The 24002-nt window shown below is 63.8% G+C and carries 23 protein-coding genes; 9 read left to right on the forward strand and 14 right to left on the reverse strand.

Annotated features, from left to right (window positions below; all coding sequences use genetic code 11):
* Window positions 1-79: 79 nt before the first annotated feature.
* The 9 genes from QAZ22_RS21640 to QAZ22_RS21680 form a co-directional block, all read right to left on the reverse strand.
* A complete protein-coding gene (locus tag QAZ22_RS21640; protein WP_278202728.1) occupies window positions 80-688 on the reverse strand; it encodes a hypothetical protein in 609 nt (202 codons plus the stop codon).
* 252 nt (window positions 689-940) lie between these two features.
* Complete coding sequence (locus QAZ22_RS21645; RefSeq protein ID WP_040969274.1) at window positions 941-1591, reverse strand: OmpA family protein; 651 nt, start codon at window positions 1589-1591, stop codon at window positions 941-943.
* 102 nt (window positions 1592-1693) lie between these two features.
* The gene (locus QAZ22_RS21650) at window positions 1694-2062 is read right to left on the reverse strand and encodes a GFA family protein (protein WP_278202729.1); all 369 of its coding nucleotides are present in this window, start codon (window positions 2060-2062) and stop codon (window positions 1694-1696) included.
* A 275-nt stretch (window positions 2063-2337) separates the two neighbouring features.
* Window positions 2338-2715, reverse strand: coding sequence for a hypothetical protein (locus tag QAZ22_RS21655; RefSeq protein WP_278202730.1), 378 nt, complete (start codon window positions 2713-2715; stop codon window positions 2338-2340).
* A gap of 297 nt (window positions 2716-3012) precedes the next feature.
* A complete protein-coding gene (locus QAZ22_RS21660; protein WP_278202731.1) occupies window positions 3013-3417 on the reverse strand; it encodes a GFA family protein in 405 nt (134 codons plus the stop codon).
* A gap of 129 nt (window positions 3418-3546) precedes the next feature.
* Window positions 3547-4678, reverse strand: a protein-coding gene (prfB, locus tag QAZ22_RS21665) for a peptide chain release factor 2 (protein ID WP_278202732.1) whose coding sequence is annotated in 2 segments (ribosomal slippage) — window positions 3547-4611 and window positions 4613-4678 — 1131 coding nt in all. Because the reading frame shifts where the segments join, the coding sequence is not laid out codon by codon here.
* A gap of 128 nt (window positions 4679-4806) precedes the next feature.
* On the reverse strand, window positions 4807-7263 hold the full coding sequence (locus QAZ22_RS21670; RefSeq protein WP_278202733.1) for a penicillin-binding protein 1A: 2457 nt from the start codon (window positions 7261-7263) through the stop codon (window positions 4807-4809).
* 233 nt (window positions 7264-7496) lie between these two features.
* The gene (locus tag QAZ22_RS21675; protein ID WP_278202734.1) at window positions 7497-8753 is read right to left on the reverse strand and encodes an N-acetylmuramoyl-L-alanine amidase; all 1257 of its coding nucleotides are present in this window, start codon (window positions 8751-8753) and stop codon (window positions 7497-7499) included.
* A 199-nt stretch (window positions 8754-8952) separates the two neighbouring features.
* On the reverse strand, window positions 8953-9297 hold the full coding sequence (locus QAZ22_RS21680; protein WP_278202735.1) for a hypothetical protein: 345 nt from the start codon (window positions 9295-9297) through the stop codon (window positions 8953-8955).
* 92 nt (window positions 9298-9389) lie between these two features.
* Between QAZ22_RS21680 and QAZ22_RS21685 the strand changes: the two genes are divergently transcribed.
* On the forward strand, window positions 9390-12344 hold the full coding sequence (locus tag QAZ22_RS21685; RefSeq protein ID WP_278202736.1) for an Rne/Rng family ribonuclease: 2955 nt from the start codon (window positions 9390-9392) through the stop codon (window positions 12342-12344).
* A 189-nt stretch (window positions 12345-12533) separates the two neighbouring features.
* On the opposite strand, the gene QAZ22_RS21690 is transcribed toward QAZ22_RS21685, so the two are convergent.
* Both QAZ22_RS21690 and QAZ22_RS21695 read right to left on the reverse strand, forming a co-directional pair.
* The gene (locus tag QAZ22_RS21690) at window positions 12534-13463 is read right to left on the reverse strand and encodes a glutaminase (RefSeq protein ID WP_278202737.1); all 930 of its coding nucleotides are present in this window, start codon (window positions 13461-13463) and stop codon (window positions 12534-12536) included.
* A gap of 5 nt (window positions 13464-13468) precedes the next feature.
* A complete protein-coding gene (locus tag QAZ22_RS21695; protein WP_278202738.1) occupies window positions 13469-14617 on the reverse strand; it encodes an aminotransferase class I/II-fold pyridoxal phosphate-dependent enzyme in 1149 nt (382 codons plus the stop codon).
* A gap of 211 nt (window positions 14618-14828) precedes the next feature.
* On the opposite strand from QAZ22_RS21695, the gene QAZ22_RS21700 reads away from it, so the two are divergent.
* From QAZ22_RS21700 to aat, 6 genes are all read left to right on the forward strand, one after another.
* On the forward strand, window positions 14829-16220 hold the full coding sequence (locus QAZ22_RS21700) for a M48 family metalloprotease (RefSeq protein WP_278202739.1): 1392 nt from the start codon (window positions 14829-14831) through the stop codon (window positions 16218-16220).
* Between the two features lie 57 nt (window positions 16221-16277).
* Window positions 16278-17081 (forward strand): DsbA family protein, encoded by an 804-nt coding sequence (locus tag QAZ22_RS21705; protein WP_278202741.1) that lies wholly within the window; start codon window positions 16278-16280, stop codon window positions 17079-17081.
* Between the two features lie 144 nt (window positions 17082-17225).
* A complete protein-coding gene (gene aroQ / locus QAZ22_RS21710) occupies window positions 17226-17660 on the forward strand; it encodes a type II 3-dehydroquinate dehydratase (protein WP_278202743.1) in 435 nt (144 codons plus the stop codon).
* Window positions 17661-17686: 26 nt separating this feature from the next.
* Window positions 17687-18151: an acetyl-CoA carboxylase biotin carboxyl carrier protein gene (accB, locus tag QAZ22_RS21715; protein WP_278202744.1), complete on the forward strand. Its 465-nt coding sequence runs from the start codon at window positions 17687-17689 to the stop codon at window positions 18149-18151.
* Window positions 18152-18170: 19 nt separating this feature from the next.
* Window positions 18171-19514 (forward strand): acetyl-CoA carboxylase biotin carboxylase subunit, encoded by a 1344-nt coding sequence (accC, locus tag QAZ22_RS21720; protein WP_278202745.1) that lies wholly within the window; start codon window positions 18171-18173, stop codon window positions 19512-19514.
* A 128-nt stretch (window positions 19515-19642) separates the two neighbouring features.
* Window positions 19643-20260 carry a leucyl/phenylalanyl-tRNA--protein transferase gene (gene aat, locus QAZ22_RS21725; protein WP_278202746.1) on the forward strand — a complete coding sequence of 206 codons (618 nt, stop codon included), beginning with the start codon at window positions 19643-19645 and terminating at the stop codon, window positions 20258-20260.
* Window positions 20261-20303: 43 nt separating this feature from the next.
* Here aat and QAZ22_RS21730 read toward each other — a convergent pair whose 3' ends face one another.
* Together QAZ22_RS21730 and QAZ22_RS21735 are read right to left on the reverse strand one after the other, a co-directional pair.
* A complete protein-coding gene (locus QAZ22_RS21730) occupies window positions 20304-20861 on the reverse strand; it encodes a DUF2155 domain-containing protein (RefSeq protein WP_278202747.1) in 558 nt (185 codons plus the stop codon).
* Between the two features lie 196 nt (window positions 20862-21057).
* Window positions 21058-21456, reverse strand: a complete 399-nt coding sequence (locus tag QAZ22_RS21735; protein WP_278202748.1) for an NADH:ubiquinone oxidoreductase subunit NDUFA12 — start codon at window positions 21454-21456, stop codon at window positions 21058-21060.
* Window positions 21457-21773: 317 nt separating this feature from the next.
* Between QAZ22_RS21735 and panB the strand changes: the two genes are divergently transcribed.
* Both panB and panC read left to right on the forward strand, forming a co-directional pair.
* A complete protein-coding gene (gene panB / locus QAZ22_RS21740; RefSeq protein WP_278202749.1) occupies window positions 21774-22613 on the forward strand; it encodes a 3-methyl-2-oxobutanoate hydroxymethyltransferase in 840 nt (279 codons plus the stop codon).
* A complete protein-coding gene (gene panC / locus QAZ22_RS21745) occupies window positions 22610-23467 on the forward strand; it encodes a pantoate--beta-alanine ligase (protein ID WP_278202750.1) in 858 nt (285 codons plus the stop codon). Before panB ends, panC begins: the two co-directional genes overlap by 4 nt.
* 45 nt (window positions 23468-23512) lie before the next feature.
* On the opposite strand, the gene QAZ22_RS21750 is transcribed toward panC, so the two are convergent.
* Window positions 23513-24001: a GNAT family N-acetyltransferase gene (locus tag QAZ22_RS21750; RefSeq protein WP_278202751.1), complete on the reverse strand. Its 489-nt coding sequence runs from the start codon at window positions 23999-24001 to the stop codon at window positions 23513-23515.
* Window position 24002 lies beyond the last annotated feature (1 nt).

A 24002-nucleotide genomic window follows, 5' to 3' on the forward strand; every position in this document is an offset into this window, starting at 1 on the left:
CCCAGCGGTATATATGCCCCACCGGGGCCGCCGCGCCCGCAAGGACGCGATCCGCTCCGATGGAATTGCCGTGCTATCCTTACATCGGCCCGGGCATCATCTTGGTCGGTTTCTCCAGCATCGGAAACTCGGCCTTGTTGCATTTCACCTTCGGGTTCGTCGGACTGAACATGCCGTTCGGATTGTCGCTGAACAGCCAGGCGTGAAGATCGTAGTGCACGAACTCCTTCGGGATCAGCGGATAGTGCCCCTCCATCGGCCCCATGAATTTCTGGCCAAATAGGCTCGGCGCTTCCTTGACGTCCGGCGTCAGCGGCACCAGCCATTCCACCGCGACCAGCTTCAAGCCTTTCTTGGTCGGCTCGTAGATCAGCACGTTGGGTTTCATCGGGTCGAGCTTCTTGCCGACGCTCGGGACGTTGACGAAATGGACGCCCATGGCGCCCTTCGGATAGTCCATCGTGCCCGGTATCTTTTCGCCGCTGTAGTAGACGCAGCCTTCGGTCGACAGATAGAGATCGCGGATGGCGGCCTGGTAGTCTTCGTATTTGGCCAACGATTTTTTCAAGGCTTCGAGGTCGGCCTTGTTGGCGTCTTCGGCCTGAGCCGTGGCGGTGCCGAGCCAAGCGCCAAAAAGACCAGTCAAAACGAGGACGCCGCAGCGCCCTAAGCGAGCCGTTCTTGTCATGCATTCCTCCCAGACTTTGATCTGGCCGTGCAAGACCGAGGCGAAATGTTGATAGCGCGGCCAGTTGTACCGCCTCATCCCCTCTGGAACAGCGTCGATGCTAGTCTTTTCCCTGGTTCTGGAAAAGTGCCAATTAGAAGAAGCTAATGTCCTAAGACTTTCGATCTAAGTTGCGGTCAGGACGAACAAAAACGGCCCCCGGAGGAGCCGTTTTTGTTTGATCGGGCCGCTCTCCGCTGGAAGCGGCTTTTCTCAGGTGAGCGGCGACAGCTGGATCTCGACGCGCCGGTTCTGGGCGCGGCCGGCGGCCGTCGCGTTGGAGGCGATCGGACGCGTCTTGCCGAAGCCGGTGACGGCAAAGCGGCGGGAATCGACGCCCTGGCCGGAGAGGTAGTTGGCGACCGCGAGGGCGCGGCGCTGCGACAGGTCGAAATTGTGCTCGTCGCCGCCGGTCGAATCGGTGTGGCCGAAGACGTCGACGGTGGTCTGGCGGAACTTGTTCAACACCAGCGCCACCGAGTTCAGCACCGGGTAGAAGCCAGGCTTCACCGCGTCCTGGTCGACGTTGAAGGTGATGTCGGACGGCATGTTGAGGATGATCTGGTCGCCGCTGCGGGTGACGCTGACGCCGGTGCCCTGCAGCTGGCGGCGCAGTTCCGCCTCGTTCTGGTCCATCGTCGCGCCGATCGCACCACCGGCGAGCGCGCCGATGCCCGCGCCGATCAATGCGTTGCGGCGGTCATTGCCGCCGGCAAGCAGACCAAGGCTGGCGCCTGCCAGGGCGCCGAGGCCGGCGCCGGCCGCCGTGTTGGAGATCTTCTGGTCACCGGTATACGGATCGGTAGTGGTGCAGGCGCTCACGAGCACAGCCGTCGCCACGACGACGAGCACGGTCTTCTTCATAAGATGGTCCCTCTCCAAATCGCAGCCATCGCGGCCGCGCCAAATCAGCCCTTCCGCATGCCTTGTAACATGAATTGCGGCAAAAAGCGGAACGGCAAAGTGCTACCAGAGGTTCTTGCCGTCGATCACCACCACTTCGACCTTGTCGAGGTCGAAATCGTCGAACAGCCGGGAGTTGACGCTGATCTTCGGGTTGTCGAAGTCAGGCTCACCGGTCGACCAATCAGGGGTTTCGGTGAAGGTGCCGCAGCCGCAAGTGGCGCAGAAGCCGTGTTTGATGGTTTTCGAGCCCCAGCGGTAGAAGGAGACGTTCTCGGGCGGGCTGGTGAGCTTGAACTGCGACGGGACGTAATATGCCCAGAGCGACCCACGCTTGGAGCAGAAAGAGCAAGTGCATTGCGTTACAGTCTGCGGCGCTTCGGACACTTCGAACGTCGTCGCCTTGCAATGGCAGCTTCCCTTGATGGTCATGAACGTCACCTCTCCTTGTCCGCCGCCCGTCTGGAATTGCTCCAACTGCAAGGCAACATAAAGAAGTGGTCCTGACAACCATTGTCGGCAGAGTCGGTGGCACTGCCCTACCCAGGGTCAGCCCGTCACGCGCTTTTGACCGGGCACCCAGCCCGGCCAGGTATTCAGAGCCTAAAGCATGTATCCCGAAAGTGGGAACCGGTTTCGGGACAAAGACATGCGTAAAATCAAAAACCTAAAGCGCATGGAGCGAACCTGAAAGATCGCGACGCGCTTTAGTAGGACGGCGGGGGCACGAATAGGCAGATGGTCTTGCCGGCATCGAGCCCGGCCTGGTGCGCGCACCAGTGATATTCGCCGTCGGGCGAATTCTTGACCCGCTTGTCGCTGTAGGCGACCACTTCGCCCGTGCCTTTTATCACATAGCCGTCCGGCCGCTCGCCGATCGATGTCTGCGGCACCTCCTTGCAATCATAGTTGGCGCAACAGGCAAAGGGGTAGCTCCAGCCTTGCGGTAGCGCCGCCGTGGGTTTGGCGTCGTGCGCGACGGCGGTTGCAGTCAGCGTCACCATCCCAACTGTGGCGAACAGGGAAAACAGGAGTCGGCCGGCCGGGCGAACGGCTCGGGCCGATCTTGACTTGGCAGCAGACATCGAAGCGTTCCTTTCGAGCTTCAAGCGTTTTCGCTTGCCCGTTCCCGGAACGTGTCTTCCCAGTGGCCGGATCGTCAGTCGCAGATAAGCCGCGTCCGGCCATAAATGCTTCTATCCCCCAGCCCGAATGCTGGGCTGATTCCTTGGCCGGCGCAAGAAGTGGGCGCGCCCTCGGATCGCACCGGGGCTGCAGCATCGGCCGCAAAAAGGTGCGCCGACTTGGTTAATGAGAATTGAACGACAAGCCTGCGACCAGGGTGCCTAAGAACGAAATTCCGCTAATGGAAGTTCCGGCTGTCAGCCGGTGACATGTTCACGATATTGCGGCAGGTCGTCCGTAATCGTGAACCATGGCGCCTTGGAACCGACGAAGATGTGTGCATTCGGGCGAATGCTGGGGTCGTCCGTCAACGTCCCCATGGCGACATGGACGTAGGCGCCCTCACGCACCAATGAATAGAGCAGCGAGCCGCATTGCCCGCAATGCGCGTCGTGGCCGTCGGCATCACCGTGGATCAGCAGCCTGTCGCCGCCCGCGGTGAGACGAAACTTGTCGCGCTCGATGCCGGCGAAGGGTTTGAAGGCCGAGCCCGTGGTGCGACGGCAGTTCGAGCAATGGCAATTCGCGGCGTAGACGAACTCGTCGGCCACCTCGTAGCGAGCCTGGCCGCAGAAGCACTTTCCCGTAAGCGTTCGAACCATTGGCTCCTCCGTCGCCGTGATGCGTGGGACCCTAACGCCTGTCTCCGAAAGTGGGAACCGGTTTCGGGACAAAGACATGCGCAAAAAACCTAAAGCGTATGGAGCGAATCTGAAAGATCGCGACGCGCTTTAATCGAGGTCCGCCACAGCCTCGCCGGCGCCGCCCTCGATGCGATGCGACAGCGAGGCCTCCATGAACTCGTCGAGGTCGCCGTCGAGCACGCTTGACGGGCTGGTGTTTTCGACGCCGGTGCGCAGATCCTTCACCAGCTGATAGGGCTGCAGCACGTAAGAGCGGATCTGGTGGCCCCAGCCGATGTCGCTCTTCGATGCCTCGGTGGCGTTGGCTACCGCCTCGCGCTTCTTCAGCTCCTCCTCGTAGAGCCGGGAGCGCAGCATCTCCCAGGCCTTGGCCCGGTTCTTGTGCTGCGAGCGCTCGGCCTGGCAGGCGACCGCGATGCCGGTTGCGAGATGGGTGATGCGGACCGCCGAGTCGGTCGTGTTGACGTGCTGGCCGCCCGAGCCGGAGGAACGATAGGTATCGATGCGCACGTCGGATTCCGAGACATTGATCTCGATCGAATCATCGATCACCGGATAGACCCAGACGCTGGCGAACGAGGTGTGGCGGCGGGCATTGCTGTCGTAAGGCGAGATGCGCACCAGGCGATGGACGCCCGATTCCGTCTTCAGCCAACCATAAGCGTTGTGGCCCTTGATCAGCACGGTGGCCGACTTGATGCCGGCCTCCTCGCCATCGTGGACTTCCAGCACCTCGACCTTGAAGCGACGCCGTTCGGCCCAGCGCGTGTACATGCGCAGAAGCATCGAGGCCCAGTCCTGGCTCTCGGTGCCGCCGGCGCCGGCATGGATTTCGAGATAGGTGTCGTTGGCGTCGGCTTCGCCCGAGAGCAGCGTCTCGACCTGGCGGGCCTTGGCCTCGCCCTGCATGGAGCGCAACGCGGCTTCGGCTTCGGCGACGACGCCCTCGTCGCCCTCTTCCTCGCCAAGCTCGATCAGGCCGATATTGTCCTCGAGCGCCTGGGTCAGCCCTTTGACAGCCCCGATGCCTTCCTCGAGGTTCTGGCGCTCCCGCATCAGCTTCTGCGCTTCGATGGGGTCGTTCCAGAGGCTGGAATCCTCGGCGCGCGAGTTGAGGTATTCAAGCCGCTTTATGGCCTGATCCCAGTCAAAGATGCCTCCTCAGCAGGGTTATCGCCTGCCTGATCTCGTCGACAATGTTCTGCGTCTCCGCGCGCATGGGTCTTCGTTCTGTCCTGTTTTTCTCGTTCTGTTCGGAATCGGCGCGATACATAGGCACGGCACCGCCGCCTGTAAAGCGAAATGGGCCGGCGTTGTCTCGCCGGCCCATTCCGGAATTCTGAAATCCTAGTAGAGGCCGCCGCCGCCGTCCTGGATGGCTTGATTGGCCTGCGGCGACAAGGCACCGCCGGCGCCGTTGGAACCGTCCGCGCCCATGCCGATGACCCAGTAGCTGTCGGCCGGACCGGTGCCGGGCTTGAAGGCCTCGATGATGGTGTTGGGATCGCCCTCGGCTGCGCGCATGCCGGTCTTGCGGTTGATGGCGATCAGCTTCATGCCTTCCGGAACCTGGAAGTCGACATTGGGCGTGCCGTCGAGAGCGACGCGCATGAAATCCTTGAAGATCGGCGCGGCGAGACCACCACCGGTGGCGCCCTTGCCGAGGCCGCGCGGCGTGTCGTAGCCCATGTAGAGACCGACGACCAGGTTCGGCGTGAAGCCGATGAACCAGGCGTCCTTCTCGTCATTGGTCGTGCCGGTCTTGCCGGCGATGTGGCGGCCAAGCTCGGCGATGGTGGCGCCCGTGCCGCGCTGCACGACGCCCTCCATCATCGAGGTGATCTGGTAGGCGGTCATCGGATCGAGCACCTGCTCGGAATTGTCGACCAGTTCCGGCTCGGGCTGGTTCTTCCATTCGGTGGCGTTGCAGCCCTCGCAGCCGCGTTCGTCCTGCTTGAAGACGGTCTTGCCATAGCGATCCTGGATGCGGTCGATCAGCGACGGTTTGATCGACTTGCCGCCATTGGCCATGATCGAATAGGCCGACACCATGCGCATGACCGTCGTCTCGCCGGAGCCCAGCGCCATCGGCAGATAGGGCGCCAGATGATCGTAGACGCCGAAGCGTTCGGCGTACTCGACGACCAGCTTCATGCCCATGTCGTTGGCGAGCCGCACGGTCATCAGATTGCGCGACTTCTCGATGCCCGAACGCAAGGTGGCGGGGCCGGCGACCGTGCCGTCATAGTTCTTCGGCGTCCAGGTCGTGTTGCCGCTCTGTATGGTGATCGGGCCGTCCATGATCACTGATGCCGGCGTGTAGCCGTTGTCGAGCGCCGCCGAATAGACGATCGGCTTGAACGAGGAGCCTGGCTGGCGCATCGCCTGCGTCGCACGATTGAATTCCGACTGCGCGTAGGAGAAGCCGCCGACCATGGCCAGCACACGCCCGGTATGCGGGTCCATGGCAACCAGGCCGCCTTCCACCTCGGGCACCTGACGCAGGCTGTAGGCATTGTCCGAGCCGTCGTTCTTCTGCACGAAGACGACGTCGCCCGGCTCCAGCACTTCCGCCGGAGACTTCGCCCTGACGGACTTGCCGTTGACGAAATGGCGCATGGCGAAGCCCATATCGTCCTTGCTGACGGTTCCCTCGACACGGTCCTTGACGAGGTCGCCGGAGACCTGACGCGCCGGCTGAATGCCGATGGTCAATCCGTCGGCCGAACTGTCGAGCACGACGGCCAGCGTCCATTCCGGCACGTCCTCCAGCCCCTTGACGGCACCGAGCGGAACGCCCCAGTCGCCGGAAATGTCGATATGGGTCACCGGTCCGCGATAGCCGCGCAGCATGTCGTATTTCAGCAGCCCGTTCTGCATCGACTTGCGGGCGATCAGCTGGATCTTCGGATCGAGCGTCGTGCGCACCGACAGGCCGCCCTCGTAGAGCGCGTTCTCGCCGTAGCGGGCGATAATCTGGCGGCGCACCTCCTCGGTGAAAAATTCGCCCGCGAACAGATAGGAGCCGTTGCGGCGCGGCTTAACGCCGAGCGGCTCGGCCTTGGCCTTCTCGCCCTCGTCATGGCTGACGTAACCGTTCGCGACCATCTGGTCGATGACCCAGTTGCGGCGCTCGAGCGCGCGGTCGGCATGCTTGAACGGATGGTAGTTGTTGGGGCCCTTGGGCAGCGAAGCGAGGTAAGCGGCCTCGGCGACGGTGAGCTCATTGACCGACTTGTCGAAATAAGTGAGCGCGGCGCCCGCGACGCCATAGGCGCCGAAGCCGAAGAATATCTCGTTGAGGTAGAGTTCGAGGATGCGGTCCTTCGAATAGGCCTGCTCGATGCGGAAGGCCAGGATCATCTCCTTGATCTTGCGCTCATAGGTCTGGTCGGCGGTGAGCAGGAAGTTCTTGGCCACCTGCTGCGTGATCGTCGAGGCGCCGACCTGACGCCTGCCGGAGCCGAAATTCTGCAGGTTGACGATGATTGCGCGACCAAGGCCGGTGATGTCGATGCCGGGGTGGTTGTAGAAGTTCTTGTCCTCGGCCGACATGAAGGCTGCCTTGACGCGATCCGGGACCGCCTGGATCGGCAGATAGAGGCGCCGCTCGCGCGCATACTCAGCCATCAGCGAGCCGTCGGACGCATGGATGCGCGTCGTCACCGGCGGCTCGTATTTGGCCAGGACTTCGTAGTCGGGCAGATCCTTCGTCAGATGGCCGATGTAGATGGCGAGGCCGGCAGCGACCAGCAGCGCCAGCGTCGTGCCGATGCCGAAGAAATAGCCGATGAGACGAATCATGCCCGCTCCAGTCCGAGGTTCGGGATTTTCCTAGACGAAGCCGACAGTCGCGCAAGCTTCCCGGGGCGGTTCCCAATCCGCAATGAAAAACCCATGTCGCCACCATGTGGACAAAATACGGCAGCGCCAAATTTCAGGACTCGGTCCGACAAATAATAACGCCACGTGTTGTTGTCGCGCAACGCCGCTTGTGGTTGTGGGACGGCTTGTGGTTGTGGGCTGGTGCAGTCCCGTCAGCCGCCAGCCCGCGCTCCGGCTTTCGCCGCGACGAACAGGGCGACGGCGTTGATTATGCTCTGGGCCGCCTTGCCTCGCCAGTCGGCGCTGAGCAGCTGCGCCTCGTCCTTGCTGTTGGAGAGATAGCCAAGCTCGACCAGCACGGAGGGAACGTCGGGCGCCTTCAGCACCTTGAAGCCCGCCGAGCGCTGCGGATTGTTGATCAGGCCGACGCTGGTCGACAGCTGGCCGACCAGCGTGTGGGCAAAACTCATCGAAAAGCCGTGCGTCTCGCGGCGGATCAGGTCGATCAGGATGTCGGTGACATCCTTGTTGTCGTCCTCGATCTTCATGCCGGCGAACTGGTCGGACAGGTTTTCGCGGTCGGCTTGCGCCTGAGCCTGGGGATCGGAAGCCTTGTCGGAGAATGTATAGACCGTGGCGCCTCGGAGACCCTTCACGGCGATGGTGTCGGCATGGATGGAGATCAAAAGATCGGCCTCATGCTGGCGGGCGATGCGTACGCGCTCGTCGAGCGGCAGGTACGTGTCGTTGTCGCGCGTCATAAACACATCATAGCTGCCGACCGCGGCCAGCTTGTCGCGCAACTCAGCGGCGAAGGCGAGCGTGACGTTCTTCTCAACCGTGCCGCCGGGGCTCTCCGCGCCGCCGTCGACGCCGCCATGGCCGGGATCGATGACGACCGTGAAACGGTGACCCGGCGCGGAAACCGGCCCGGTGCCGACGCGGCCGCCCTTGTCGGTGGAAACGGTCGAGCCGGTCGTCAGCGACTGGTTGGCGAGGGCTTCGTCGAATTCCCGTGCCGATGCGGCCGACATGTCGATGGCGATGCGATAGCCACTTCCGTCGTCATTCTTCAGCACGTCAAGCTTGTCGACGACGAAGGGCCCCTTGCCCGTGAGGATCAGCCGCGAGCCTTTGCCCTGATCGCCGTAGCGAACAGCGCGAACGAGCCCGCGCGGCTTCACATCCTTGGCGTTGAGAGCGAATCGCGTGCGCGGCAGGTCGACGACAAGGCGGTTGGGGCCGCGCAGCAGGAACCACTTCACGTCCGGTTCGCGGTCGAAGGTCACGACGATGCGCATCCTGGTGGCGTCGCCGGCCATCTTGTAGCCGGTTGCGCCAAGCAGCCCATCGGCCCGCGCGGCGGCGGTCAGGCCAAGCAGGACCGCCAGCAGGAAAAGGGTTCTTGCCATCAGTCGGAGATGGCCGGCGGCGCCACGCCACTTGTCTGCGGTGCCTGCCAGTCCCATCTCTTGTCCGTCGCTCCCGGTTTGGCGCCATGCGCCGGGTCGTTTCACAGAAGGGCCTGTCTGGCCGCCAACTCGATTAACGATTGGTATCCAGAGAAGGTTAACCAAGCCTTTTCATGCAGCGGTGGAGCGCGACCTTCCCCAACGGAAGCGCTTTTTGCCGGCATCCGAAATCGGGGTTGCCTTCCACCCCGCCAAATCATAAAAGCGACATTGGATCACTGCAATCCTGGAACCGCCCGCCTCTGCATTTCCCGCCGGGGTAAGATATGAAGGCGCTTCCGGGTTTCAGGTGATCGCGACGATTTTCGTAGGCGCACTCCCGTGGCGGGGGATCGCTTGCGCGATGAAAACGGCCGGGGATGTCCCGCGCCGGCTCTGTATGAGCAAACAAGCTGGTCCGGCTAAAGCCCGGGCTTTGGTTCAAAAGGTTCTGCTGGGTGCCGATGGCTTCAAGCGCAATCATGGAAAGGTCCGCATCGAACCGCGCCATTGTGGCTGCGGGCGGCACCGCCATCGCGTTGAAGCTCCGGCCGGCGGACATTCAATTATCCGGCATCCACACAAATCCAGGCACACAGCGGCGGGGTCTGCCTCGCCAGCTGCGGCTGATGGCTGCCGGGAGGAAACGAAATAATGCCCAACAAGATGCTGATAGACGCCTCCCACCCGGAGGAAACACGCGTTGTTGTCGTTCGCGGTAACCGCATCGAAGAATTCGACTTTGAATCCCAGGACAAGAAGCAGCTCAAAGGAAACATCTATCTCGCCCGCGTAACCCGCGTCGAACCTTCCCTACAGGCAGCCTTTGTCGAATATGGCGGCAACCGTCACGGTTTTCTCGCCTTCAGTGAAATTCACCCCGACTACTACCAGATCCCGGTCGCCGACCGTCAGGCACTGCTGCGCGCCGAAGCGCAGGAGGCCGAGGATGAAGACGACGAGGAGGTGGAGGCTGGCGAGGAACAGCAGGCGCGCGATCGCGGCAACCGCCGCAGCCGCCGGCGCGGCGGCAAGAATCGCGACCGCGCCGAGCAGAAGCGCGGTGCTGAAGCTGCCGGTTCCGAGGAAATTAGCGAAAACGCCGGGGAGACCGCGGCCTCAGACGATTCCGACAATGCGCCCGGCGATGCAGCCGATGCCCCGACGGAGACCGCCGAAACAGTCTCCGAGACCGTCGAGGCCGTGACCGAGGCAACCGGCGAAGAGGGGAACAAGGCTCCCGAGGCCAGCAGCAGCGAGACCGCCGAAAGCGAAGCCGCCGGGCACGCGGATGACAAGCCGTCCGAGGGCGGCCCCACCTCGATGGCTGCGAGTGTCGACGCGGACGTGATTTCGGAAGCGGTGCCGCAGGCCGAATCCGACAGCGAGGTCGCTCCGGCCAGCGAAGCCGCCCCCAGCGACAACGATCGCGGCATGCTCGAAGAGGTGCAGTCGGCGCATTCCGACGAGCACGAGATCGAATCCGTCGGCGCCGAGGATGCGCTGGAAGAGGTCCGCAACCGCCGTAAGCCGGTCCGCCGCCAGTACAAGATCCAGGAGGTCATCAAGCGCCGCCAGATCCTGCTGGTCCAGGTCGTCAAGGAAGAGCGCGGCAACAAGGGCGCGGCGCTGACCACCTACCTCTCGCTCGCAGGCCGCTACTCGGTGCTGATGCCCAATACCGCGCGTGGCGGCGGCATCTCGCGCAAGATCACCAACGCCCAGGACCGGAAGCGGCTGAAGGAGGTCGTCGCCGACCTCGAAGTGCCGCAGGGCATGGGCGTCATCCTGCGCACCGCCGGCGAAAGCCGCACCAAGGCCGAGATCAAGCGCGACTACGAATATCTGATGCGGCTGTGGGAAAACGTCCGCAGCCTGACGCTGCAGTCCACGGCCCCTGCCCTGGTCTATGAGGAAGGCAGCCTGATCAAGCGCTCGGTGCGCGACCTCTACAACAAGGACATCGACGAGATCCTGGTCTCCGGCGAGGACGGCTATCGCGAGGCCAAGGACTTCATGCGCATGCTGATGCCGAGCCACGCCAAGGTAGTGCAGCCTTACCGCGACACCACGCCGATCTTCGTGCGCAACGGCATCGAGGCGCAGCTCGACCGCATGCTGCAGCCGCAGGTGACGCTGAAGAGCGGCGGCTACATCATCATCAACCAGACCGAGGCGCTGGTCTCGATCGACGTCAACTCCGGCCGCTCCACCAAGGAGCATTCGATCGAGGACACCGCGCTCCACACCAATCTGGAAGCCGCCGAGGAAGTCGCGCGGCAGCTCAGGCTGCGCGACCTTGCCGGCCTCATCGTCATCGACTTCATCGACATGGAGGAGAACCGCAACAACCGCTCCGTCGAGAAGCGGCTGAAGGATCACCTCAAGAACGATCGCGCCCGCATCCAGGTCGGCCGCATCTCGCATTTCGGGCTGATGGAGATGTCGCGCCAGCGCATCCGCGCCAGCGTGCTGGAATCGACGATGAAGCCCTGCCCGCATTGCGGCGGCACCGGCCATGTGCGCTCGGACTCTTCTGTGGCGCTGATGGTGGTGCGGGCGATCGAGGAATTCCTGCTCAAGGATTCGCGCAGCCACATCACCGTGCGCACGCCTGCCGCCACCGCGCTCTATGTGCTCAACCACAAGCGCGCCAACCTGGTCGAGCTCGAGGCCCGGTTCGGCCTGACCATAACGCTCGAAGCCGACGAGACGCTGGGCGCGCAGCACTACGCGATCTTCCGCGGCGCCGTGGCGGAGAAGCCGGAAGGCTTCGTCGAGGTGCGCAGCCTGCCGACCTATGTCGAGATGGAGGAACCCGAGGACGAGATCGTCGTCGAGGAGGAAGAGGAGGTTTCGGTCCAGGCCGAACAGCCGCGTCACCCGCAGCAGGGACAGCAGCGGTCCGAGGACGGAGAAGGCGGCCGCAAGCGCCGCAAGCGGCGGCGGCGGCGCGGCGGCAAGGATCGCGACCGCGAGCATCCGGCCCATGGCGATGCCGTTTCCGCCCCAGCGCCGGCGGATGCAGCCGCGGCGTCAGACCAAGCAACGGCCGAGGTAACGGCTGAAGCACCGGCCGGCGCGGAAGCGGCCGAAGAGGATCACGGCAAGAAGCGCCGTCGCGGCAAGCGCGGCGGCAAGCGCAATCGCCGCGAGGAAGGCGAAACCGGGGCCGATGCCAGCGCCGGCGATGGTCTCGAAGGCGGTGAAGCGGAAGTCGAAGCTCCCGAAGGCGCGCCGCCGGTCGCTGCAGCCGAAGAGCAGGCCGCGCCCTCGCCCGCCAATGACGATGCATCGGAGACGGAGAAGCCGAAGAAGCCGCGCCGTGCTTCGCGATCAAAGAAGGCTGCCGAGGAAAAGGTGGCCGAGACCGCGCCCGAGCCGGTCGAGGAGTCCGCCGCGCCCGAGGTTGCCGAACCGGAACTGGCAGCAGCCGCTTCCGCTCCGAGCGAGGCCGAGGCGCCCGCCAATGCGCACCCGACGCGGCGCAAGCCCCAGTCGATCGACGCGCCGGTCGTTCCCATCGTTTCGTCCAACGTCTCCGAGGAGGCCAAGGCCGAAGAAAAGCCGAAGCGCGCCGGCTGGTGGCAGCGGAAAGGCTTTTTCTAGAATTTTCAGTCGACTAGGCTGATCTTTTAACAAAAATCCCGCGCCACCCCGGCGCGGGATTTTTGTTTTCGATGCGTTTCGATTTCTGAAGCCGAACCCTTAAGGCGCGTCGCGGATCCAGGCGCGCCGCGCCTTAAGCTTTTGTTTTGATGCTTCTCCGCTGCGCACTTTTGGGCGACATGCATTGGCTCAAGGCGCGAAGATCGACCAGTTCATCATCCTGGCTAGCTTCTCCAACGCGATGGAGCCGAGCTTGGAGTTGCCGTACTCGTTGAGGCCTGGCGACCAGACGGCGATCGAGGCCACGCCCGGCACGATGCCGAGAATGCCGCCGCCGACGCCGCTCTTGCCCGGAATGCCGACGCGGAAGGCAAAGTCGCCGGAGCCGTCATAGTGGCCGCAGGTCAGCATCAACGCGCCGATGCGGCGCGCCCGCTCCGGCAACACGACCGAATGGCCGGTCGCCGGATTCCTGCCGCCATTGGCGAGGAAGCGGCCAGCCATGGCGAGCTGCCGGCAGCTCATCGCAATGGCGCAATGGTGGAAGTAGACGCCGAGCGCCAGCTCCGGCTCGTGATGGAGATTGCCGAAGGATTTCATGTAATTGGCCAGAGCGAAGTTGCGGTAGCCGGTGGCGCGCTCGGAGGCCGCGACCTCACGATCGATGATGATCGTGTCGTCGTCGGCAAGGAACTGGACGAAGCGCAGGATTTCGCCGATCGCCTCGCGCGGCTGATGGCCGGCGAGCAGGACGTCGGAAACGACGATGGCGCCGGCATTGATGAACGGATTGCGCGGAATGCCGTTCTCATGCTCGAGCTGGACGATCGAATTGAACGGATTGCCGGACGGCTCGCGGCCGACGCGGTGCCAGAGCGCGTCGCCAACCTTGCCCAGCGCCAGCGTCAGGGTGAATACCTTCGAGACGCTCTGGATGGAAAACTGCTGATCGGCGTCGCCGGCAAGGATGACGCGGCCGTCATTGGTCACCGCGGCAATGCCGAATTTCTTTGGATCGATCTTGCCGAGCTGCGGGATGTAGGTGGCGACATCGCCACGATCGGTGCGCTCCGCCATTTCGGCGGCCACCTCGGCCAGCGCTTGCTCCAGTTCCGGCATGGCTTCTATTTCAGCCAGCGTTCGATGCGCGCCAGCGCCTCGACCATGTCGTCGTGGCTGCCGGCATAGGAAAAGCGCATGGTGCGGTGACCCTGCAGCGGGTCGAAGTCGCGGCCCGGTGTAGCCGCCACATGCGCCTCGGCCAGCATCTTGCGCGCGAAGGCCATGCTGTCATTGGTGTGCCGGGTGACATCGCAGAAGGCGTAGAAGGCCCCGTCCATGGGTGCCGCAAGGGCCAAGCCGAGTTCCGGCAGGCGCTTCATCAGAAGGTCGCGGTTCCAGGCATAGCGCGCCTTCACCGCTTCCAGTTCCTCGGTTGCCTTGAAGGCCTCGATCGCCGCGACCTGCGACAATTCCGGCGGCGAGATGTAGAGGCTCTGGGCGATGCGCTCGACCGGCCGCACCAGCTCCTCCGGCAGCACCATCCAGCCGATGCGCCAGCCGGTCATGCAGTAGTATTTCGAAAAGGAGTTGATCACCGTCACGCCGGCGCCATGGGCGAGCGCCGTGACATCGGGCGCGGCATAAGCCAGACGATGGTAGATCTCGTCCGATATCACTGCGATGCCGAGCTCTTCGGCGGTCTTCACCAGCGCGGAAAGCTCGTCGGCCGGAATGACCGCTCCGGTCGGATTGGCGGGGCTGGCGAACAGCACGCCTTTCAGCGGTTTTTCGCGATGCGCGGCCTTCAGGTGGTCGGCATGCAGATAGGCGTCCGATCCAAGCTCGATCTCGACGATCTCGATGCCGAGCGCGGCCATGATGTTGCGGTAGGCCGGATAGCCGGGCGCGGCGATAGCGATGCGGTCGCCCGGGTCGAACATCGCCAGGAAAGCAAGGTTGAAGGCGGCGGACGAGCCCGTGGTCACGGCGATGCGGCCAGGTGCGACATCGATCCCGTAGTGCTCGCCATAGTGTTCGGCAATCGCCTTGCGCAGCTCAGCCAGCCCCAAAGCGTCGGTGTAGCCGATGCGGCCATGTTTGAGCGCAAGAGCCGCAGCCTCACGGACTCCGGCCGGCGCGGGGTCCGACGGCTGGCCGACCGCCATCGACACCACGGGAATGCCGGTGGCCTTCAGCCGGTTGGCTTCGGCCAGAATATCCATGGCATGGAACGGCTCGACCTCGCCGCGGCGTGAAAGCGAAACGACCATTTGACCTCTCGTCCAGCCTGCCTTTTTTGTTGGAGCAATTCCGTGTGGAAAACCGCTGCGCGGTTTCTGGAATTGCCGCAGTTCGGCGGCAGCGCCGCACAAATGCCCGATTGATGTGGGGATCACAAGCGCGCAGGAAGTTATCGGCGCCGACTTTTCATCCTTCGCCCGCTCGTCTACCAGGACCTGTCATGTTGAGCCGACCCGAACGATGATTGGCAAATCGACCGCAATAAGGCGAACCGCGCGCGGATTCGCGACACTTCTGCTTGCTGCCGCAGTCGCGGTATCGACTTCCGTGAATGCCTTCGCACAAGGCGTTCCGGTGGTGCGCGACGCCGAGATCGAAGCGCTGGTGCGCGACTATGCCCGGCCGATCTTCAAGGCGGCAGGCCTCGCCAATGACGGCATCGACATCGTTCTCGTCAACGATTCGAGCTTCAACGCCTTCGTCACCGGCCGCCGCCTGTTCATCAACACCGGCGCGCTGGTGACGGCCGAAACGCCGAACGAGATCATCGGCGTCATCGCGCACGAAGCCGGCCATATCGCCGGCGGCCACCAGCAGAAGCTGCGCGACCAGCTCGACCGCGCCAAGACGATGGCCATCATCGCCACGCTGCTTGGGGCCGGCGCGATGGTCGCCGGCGCCACGACCAACAGCCGCGGCCTTGCCGGCGCAGGCATAGGCGTCGCCGCCGGCGGCGGCGAGATGGCGCAGCGCAGCATCCTTGCCTATCAGCGAGGCGAAGAGATCACCGCCGACCGCTCGGCGATCACCTATCTCAACGCCACCGGCCAGTCCGGCATGGGCATGCTGAAGACCTTTTCCCGCTTCCAGAGCGCGCTTTCGCTGTCAGGCACCCAGCTCGATCCCTACCGGATCAGCCATCCGATGCCGCAGGAGCGCATCGCCAACCTCGAAGTGCTGGTCAAGGCGAGTCCATACGTCAACCAAGTCGACCCACCGGCGCTGCAACAGCGGCACGACATGATGCGCATCAAGATCGCCGCCTACATGCAGGGCCAGGCGGCCGTGGCGCGGCTGATGCGCAAGAACCCGACCAGCCTCGCCTCGCGCTACGGCGACGCGCAGCAGACCTATCTCTACGGCAATCCAGGCGCAGCGCTGACCAAGACGGCGGCGCTGATCAAGGAGCAGCCGAAGAACCCCTATTTCCAGGAATTGCGCGGCGACATCCTGATGAAGGTCAACAAGCCAAAGGATGCCGCGGATGCCTATGCCAAGGCCGTCAGCCTCGATCCGGCGCGGTCCGGTTTGCTGATGGTCTCGCTCGGCCAGGCGTTGATGGCGGTCGGCACGCCGGATTCGATCAAGAAGGCGGTGACCCAGCTCAACAACGGGATCGGCCGCGACAAGGAAAATGCGGAAGCCTACCGCTATCTGGCGCAAGCCTATGGCGAATTGGGGCAAATACCGGCCGCCGATCTTGCGACGGCGGAAGGCCATTACTATTCGGCCGACTACAAGAATGCGAAGATTTTTGCCATGCGCGCTCAGCAGAAGTTGAAGCGCGGCGAGCCTGGCTGGCTTCGCGCGCAGGATATCATAAACTACACGCCATCGAACAAGCTCAAATGAACCTCCCGGCCGTGCGCGGCGACTAGAGTGGCCAGGGACAGGCAGAAGGAAATGATCATGAACAAGGCAATCCTGCTCGGCAGCGCCGGCGTAGCGGTAGCGCTCGGCATGCTGGCATTCGGCTTCGTGGCAGGAAGCCCGCAGGCCGCGAAGGCCGATACGACGCAGGCCATCCAGGTGGCTTCCACCGACACCAAGGTCGACCGCAAGGAGGTCGAAGGCATCATCCGCGACTATCTGCTGAAGAACCCGGAGGTTCTGCTCGAGGTTCAGGACGCGCTCGAGGCCAAGCAGAAGGAAGAGCAGCGGCTCGCCGCGCTCGGCGTCATCAAGAACGCGAAGGACGAGATCTTCAACTCCACTTTCGACGGCGTCGTCGGCAACCCGAAGGGCAAAGTCACCATCGTCGAGTTCTACGATTACAATTGCGGCTTCTGCAAACGCGCCATCGAAGACATGAAGGCGCTCACCAAGGCCGATCCCGACCTGCGCTTCGTTCTCAAGGAATTCCCGATCCTCAGCCCGGATTCACAGAAGGCCAGCATGGTGTCGATGGCCTTTCACCTGATGATGCCGGAGAAGTACGGCGAATTCCACACCGCGTTGCTTGGCGGCCAGGGCCGCGCCACCGAGGCAACCGCCATGAGGGTCGCGCTTTCGCTCGGCGCCGACGAGGCGAAGCTGCGCGAGAAGATGAAGGATCCGAGCATCAACGAGGCGCTCTCGCGGACCTACGACCTCGCCACCAAGCTGTCGATCACCGGCACGCCGTCCTATGTCGTCGGCAACGAGGTGGTGTTCGGCGCGCTTGGACAGCAGGTCCTGGCGGAAAAGATCGAAGAGGCCAAGAGCGCGCTCTGAGCTGTCGCGGGCTGCGCCAACAGGCGGTTTTCCGCCTGTTGTGGACAGCGAAAGAACGCACTTGCGCTCTTTTCGCGGGCGGCTATGCCCATTATAGAGGTCCGGCGCGCCGGCTTGGGGCCGGCGTTGAAGAAGGTCGGCATTTTGAAAACGATATTCGTCCTCAACGGTCCCAACCTCAACGCACTCGGCAAGCGCGAGCCGGGGATTTATGGCGGCAAGACGCTTGCCGCCATCGCGGAGGATTGCAAGGCCGCCGGCGCGGCGCTCGGGCTCGAGATCGATTTTCGCCAGTCCAATCACGAAGGCGACCTCGTCGACTGGATCCAGGAAGCCGGCGACAGGGCTTCCGGGATCGTCATCAATCCAGGTGCCTACAGTCACACCTCGATCGCCATCCATGACGCCATCCGCGCCGTCGCGCCGTTGCCCGTCGCCGAAGTCCATCTTTCCAATATCCACGCGCGGGAGCCTTTCCGCCACGTCTCCATGGTCGCGCCGGTCGCAGTCGGCATGATCTGCGGGTTCGGGCCGTTGGGCTACACGCTCGCGCTGCAAGCGCTGGCGGCACGCCTGTGACCGGCGCACAAACAGAAGGCTCGAATATGTCGATAAAGAAGAACGGTGTTGACCAGCAGCTGATCCGCGATCTGGCTGGCATACTGAACGACACCAACCTGACCGAGATCGAGGTCGAGCTCGGCGACCTGAAGGTGCGCGTCTCGCGCCAGTCGCAGGCCGTCCATGCAGTCGCTGCGCCACTTCCCGCACCGGTTGCGATGACACCGGCCCAGACGGCAGCGGCGGCAGCGCCTGTGGCCGCAGCCGATCCTGCCAAGAACGCCGTACCCTCGCCCATGGTCGGCACCGCCTATCTGGCGCCCTCGCCCGACGCCAAGCCCTTCGTCGAGATTGGCCAGAAGGTGAAGGAAGGCCAGACGCTGCTGATCATCGAAGCGATGAAGACGATGAACCAGATTCCCTCGCCGCGCGCCGGCACGGTGACGGCGATCCTGATCGAGGATGCCCAGCCGGTCGAATACGGCATGCCGCTCGTGGTCATCGAGTAGAGCCGGGAACAGCGGAGAGATGTTCCAGAAGGTCCTCATCGCCAATCGCGGCGAAATCGCACTTAGAGTGCTGCGCGCCTGCAAGGAGCTCGGCATCCAGACGGTGGTGGTCCATTCGACGGCCGATTCCGACGCCATGCATGTGCGGCTCGCCGACGAGAGCGTCTGTGTCGGTCCGCCGCCGTCGCGCGAAAGCTATCTCAACATCCACCAGATCGTCGCCGCCTGCGAGATCACCGGCGCCGACGCCGTGCATCCGGGCTACGGCTTCCTGTCGGAGAACGCCAAGTTCGCCGACATCCTCGCTGCCCACAACATCACCTTCATCGGCCCGTCCGGCGACCATATCCGCATCATGGGCGACAAGATCGAGGCCAAGCGCACGGCAAAACGCCTCGGCATCCCTGTGGTGCCGGGTTCGGACGGCGCGATCAGCGACGAAAAGGAAGCGAAACGCGTTGCTGCCGAGATCGGCTATCCGGTGATCATCAAGGCTTCGGCCGGCGGCGGCGGCCGCGGCATGAAGGTGGCCCGCTCGGAAGCCGACCTGGAAGTCGCGCTGCAGACGGCAAGGTCGGAAGCGGGCGCCGCCTTCGGCGACGACGCCGTTTACATCGAGAAATTTTTGGAAAAGCCGCGCCATATCGAATTGCAGGTGTTCGGCGACGGCGCCGGCCGCGGCGTGCATTTCGGCGAGCGCGACTGCTCGCTGCAGCGCCGCCACCAGAAAGTCTGGGAGGAGGCCAACTCCCCCGCCCTCAATTCCGAAGAGCGCGCGCGCATCGGTGGCATCTGCGCCAAGGCGATCGCCGATCTCGGCTATTCCGGCGCCGGCACCATCGAATTCCTCTACGAGAACGGCGAGTTCTACTTCATCGAGATGAACACCCGCCTGCAGGTCGAGCATCCTGTGACCGAGGCGATCACCGGCATCGACCTCGTGCATGAGCAGATCCGCGTCGCCTCCGGCGGCGGGCTGTCGGTCAGGCAGGAAGACATCAAGTTCAACGGCCACGCCATCGAATGCCGCATCAATGCCGAGGACCCGCGCACCTTCACGCCGTCGCCCGGCACCATCACGCATTTCCACACGCCAGGCGGCCTCGGCGTCCGCGTCGATTCCGGCGTCTATTCCGGCTACAGGATCCCGCCCTATTACGACAGCCTGATCGGCAAGCTGATCGTGCATGGGCGCAACCGCGTCGAATGCATGATGCGGCTGCGCCGGGCGCTCGACGAGTTCGTCGTCGACGGCATCAAGACGACGCTGCCGCTGTTCCGCGACCTTGTCGGCAATCCGGATATCGCCAATGGCGATTACGACATCCACTGGCTCGAAAAATACCTGGCCGAGGACGATTAAAGCGCGTCGCGCTTGAAGCGGATTCCAGCGACGCGCTTCAATCCTTTTGTTTGATGCATGTCGTCACACCAAAACCGCCGCGCACTTTTGGGCGACGCGGTTTAAGGTCTTGCGGTTATAATGGCGCAATGACTCGTCCCTACGCGCCCGGCTACCGCATCCCTACCGACCTGCTGCTGAAGGCCTATGCCTCGGGCGTGTTCCCAATGGCTGAGAGCGCGACCGACCCGGAAGTGTTCTGGGTGCGGCCGGAAACGCGCGGCATCATCCCGCTCGACGGGTTCCACACGCCTCGCAGCCTGAAGAAGACGATCCGCAGGCATCCCTTCGACATCCGCTACGATTTCGATTTCGAGGCTACGATCGACGGCTGCGCCGAAAAGCGTGACGAGCGCCGCTCGACCTGGATCAACGCACCGATCCGCGAAGCCTATGTCGAGCTCCACAGGCTGGGCCACTGCCATTCCGTCGAGGCGTGGCGCGAGGGCCGGCTGGTCGGCGGCCTCTATGGCGTGTCGCTCGGGCGCGTCTTCTTCGGCGAAAGCATGTTCGCCCGGGAAACCGACGCCTCGAAGACCTGCCTCTATTATCTCGTCGAGCGGCTCAACGAACGCCGCTTCGCGCTGCTCGATACACAATTCACCACCGAGCACCTCAAGCGCTTCGGCGCCGTCGACGTGCCACGCAGCCGGTACGAGAAGATGCTGGCCGAGGCCCTGAAGGGTGACGCGGTTTTTTATCCTTGAGAAAACGCGTCCGGCGGACAAAAGGCGCGCGGGCGCCGAAGGATCAGTTCTGGTCCGTGGTGGCGGCACCGTCCGGCGCGGGCGCTGCGTCCGTCGGCTCAGGCGCGGCGTCGGCCGGCTGCGCGGGTGCCTTCGGCTTGGCGGCATTCGTCTTCGGCTTGCCCGTATCGGCCTTGGCGGCGGTCGGCGGCGGCACATCGGACTTCTGCTTGCAGCCCTTCAGCCAGACGTCATAGACGGCATGCTCGACGGCGTTGAGGCCGGGGCTTTCGGCGAACATCCAGCCGGTGAAGATGCGGCGGATCTTGCGGTCGAGCGTGATCTCGTCGACCTCGACGAAGGAATCGGTCTTCGGCTGTTCCGTCTCTGGCCGCGAATAGCAGACGCGCGGCGTCACCTGCAGGGCACCGAACTGCACCGTCTCGTCGATATAGACGTCGAAGGTGATGATGCGGCCGGTGATCTTGTCGATGCCGGCGAATTCGGCGACCGGATTGGTGATGCGGTCGGAGACTGGCGGTGCTGCCGGTGCCTGCGGGGCGGCAAGCACTGCCGTCGAGGCGGCCAGAAAGGAAGCTGCCGCGACCAATCCCGTCGACATTCGGCTTGGAGCCTTTGAGCGCAATTCCGGACGGAAAACCGCCGCGCACTTTTCCTGGAATTGCTCGAAGAAGCTCATGCAAGGATACCGGTGGTTGCGCCCGGGTGATTCTCTCAATCGCCCAAGGCTAGTCATGGCTGCGATATCGGCAAGCAGCTAAACGCCAATTGTGGCGACAAAGGACCGAAGAACGCGTTTACGAGCCGGGCGTCCAGGCGTCGTAGTCGCCGGTCACCTGCGGACGGTGCTGGTTGGTCAGGATGGAACCCTGCGGGCGATAGGCACCGGGCATTCCGGTGAGGTTCGCCCGATGCGGCTTCTGCCACTCGCGAGCCTTGTAGCTCTCGCCCGATGGGGGCGTGTCGACGCGATGATGGATCCAGCCGTGCCAGCCCGGCGGGATTTTCGAGGCTTCGGAATAGTCGCGATAGATGACCCAGCGCCGGGTGCGGCCTTCCGAATCGATGCCGCCTTCGTAGTAGATGTTGCCGGCCTCGTCCTCGCCGACCTTCTTGCCGAAGCGCCAGGTGTGGAAGCGTGTGCCCAGCGTCTGGCTGTTCCACCAGGTGAAAAACTGCAGCAGGAAAGTCTTCATCCAGATCCTCGTGGCGGCAGCGGCCGCGCTGTCTTCCTGCTTATGGCGTCAGGCCATCGCGAAGGCAAGGGTTTTGCCGCGCCCGCGACGTAAATGCTTCGTGCGCCAAAGCGCGTCGCGCTGAAACCGATTCAGGCGACGCGCTTTGGTTTGCTTATGCATGTCGCAAAACCGCTGCACACTTTTGCGCGACATGCATTAATCGATACAGGCGCGGAAGACGCGGCAGCCCTGCTTGCCAAGCGTTGCCTGTGTTTCTAAAGCTCGCACGCCCGCAAAGCGGGCGCCTGGCCCGCTCCGGCCGAGGGAGGTGAGGATTGGCCCCAGAACGGTCCGCCGGCAATCGGATCGGCGCCGAAGACATCCGCCGCCGCAAGGGTGGCGTGCCGATCGTCTGTCTCACCGCCTACACCTATCCGATCGCCCGCATGCTCGATCGGCATGTCGACCTGCTTTTGGTCGGCGACAGCGTCGCCATGGTGCTGCACGGCCACCCTACGACGCTCGGCGCCTCGCTGGAGATGATGATCGCGCATGGACAGGCGGTGATGCGCGGCTCGACAAAAGCCTGCGTGGTCGTCGACATGCCCGCGGGCAGTTACGAGGCCTCGGTGACTGAAGCGGTGCTCTCGGCAAGGCGCATCATCGGCGAGACCGGCTGCCAGGCGGTGAAGCTCGAGGGGGGCGTCGACATGGCCGCGCAGATCGCGGCAATCGTCGCCGAAGGCATACCGGTGATGGGTCATATCGGCTTGCAGCCGCAATCCGTGGAAAAGGACGGCGGCTACAAGATCAAGGGCCGGACGGAGGAAAACATCGCCGCGCTTTTCCGCGATGCCGAGGCGGTCGAAAAGGCCGGCGCCTTCTCGGTGGTCATCGAGGGCACGGTGGAGTCGGTGGCGTCAGACCTCACCCGCCATATCTCGATCCCCACCATCGGCATTGGCGCCAGCGGCGACTGCGACGGCCAGATCCTGGTGATCGACGACATGATCGGCATGACCGTCGACCGCGTGCCCAAATTCGTCAAGGAATACGCAACCCTGCGCGACACCGTTTCGGACGCGGCAGCGCACTACGCCGCCGAGGTGCGCAGCCGCGCATTTCCGGGCCCGGACCACGTCTTTTCGGCGACATCGGACAAGGACAAGGCATGAGCTGGCCGATCATCGTCGACAGCGTCGCAGCGCTGCGGGCGCAAATCCGGACCTGGCGCCAGGAAGGCCAGAGGATCGCCATGGTGCCGACCATGGGCGCCCTGCATGACGGCCACATCTCGCTGGTGAGGATCGCGCTCGAACAGGCCGAGCGCTGCGTCGTCTCGATCTTCGTCAATCCGGCCCAGTTCGCGCCGACCGAGGACCTGGACAAGTATCCGCGCCAGTTGGCCCTCGATCTCGACCGGCTGCAGGAAGCCGGCGCGCATCTCGCCTTCACACCGGGTGTGCCGGAAATGTACCCGGCAGGCTTCGCCACCAAGATCTCGGTCGGCGGCCCTGCTGCCGGCCTTGAAACGGATTTCAGGCCGGCCTTCTTCGATGGCGTCGCCACGGTGGTGGCCAAGCTTTTCCTGCAGGCGGCGCCCGATTGCGCGGTGTTTGGCGAGAAGGACTACCAGCAGCTTTGCGTCGTCAGGCAGCTTTGCCGCGATCTCGACCTGCCGGTCGAGATCATCGGCGCGCCGACAGTGCGCGACTCCCGCGGCCTCGCCATGTCGTCGCGCAACGCCTATCTCAGCGAGGCCGAACTCGAGGTCGCGCGCAAGCTCAACGCGGTTCTGCGCCAAACCTCAACTGAACTGGCGTCCGGCGCCGATGAGACCGGCGCCATGGAGGATGCCGCAGAAGCTCTCGTCCGGGCAGGCTTTCGAAAGGTCGACTACGTCGCCGCACGCGAAGCAATGACGCTAAGGCCCTGGCGGCGGGACCGCGACGGCCGGCTGCTCGCCGCGGCCTGGCTCGGCACGACCAGGCTGATCGACAATGTGGAGATCCTTCCCGCGCCTGAGTGACGAAGTTTGGACGCCCGGGGATGCTTCAAATCATCTTCGGACGATCTACGTCAGCCGCTTCTCCAGGATGAGCGCGGGCATTCCCGAACCGCCGCCGCAATCGGCTGTCCTGCCGGCGGGCCGGAACCCATTCGCCTCGTAGAAGGCGATCGCCGGAGAATTCGCCTCCTCCACTTCCAGGCGCAGTGACCGCGCTTCCGGGAAGCTGGCCTCGACCTCGTCGAGCAGCGACCGGCCGATCCCTCGCCGCTGACAGTCCGGATGCACATAGAGCTGGTTGAGCAGGACGATCTTCGGGTCCTTGGCGGCGGAAGCGAACGCAATGCCGCCGAGGCGCTTGCCGTTGTCGGCCACCAGGAATTCCGAGTTGGGGCGCGTCAGCCGCGCCTTGAGCGAGGCGATCGAATGCCAGTCATCGGTGATCTCGGTGACGCGCCGGGCGCCGTAGACGGCATCGTAGGTGGCGTGCCAGGTCTCGACCAGCAGCGCACGGATGGCGGCGAGATCGCGTTCGCTCGCCGTCCGCACGAACATG

This window comes from Mesorhizobium sp. WSM4906 (assembly GCF_029674625.1).
Classification (GTDB): domain Bacteria; phylum Pseudomonadota; class Alphaproteobacteria; order Rhizobiales; family Rhizobiaceae; genus Mesorhizobium.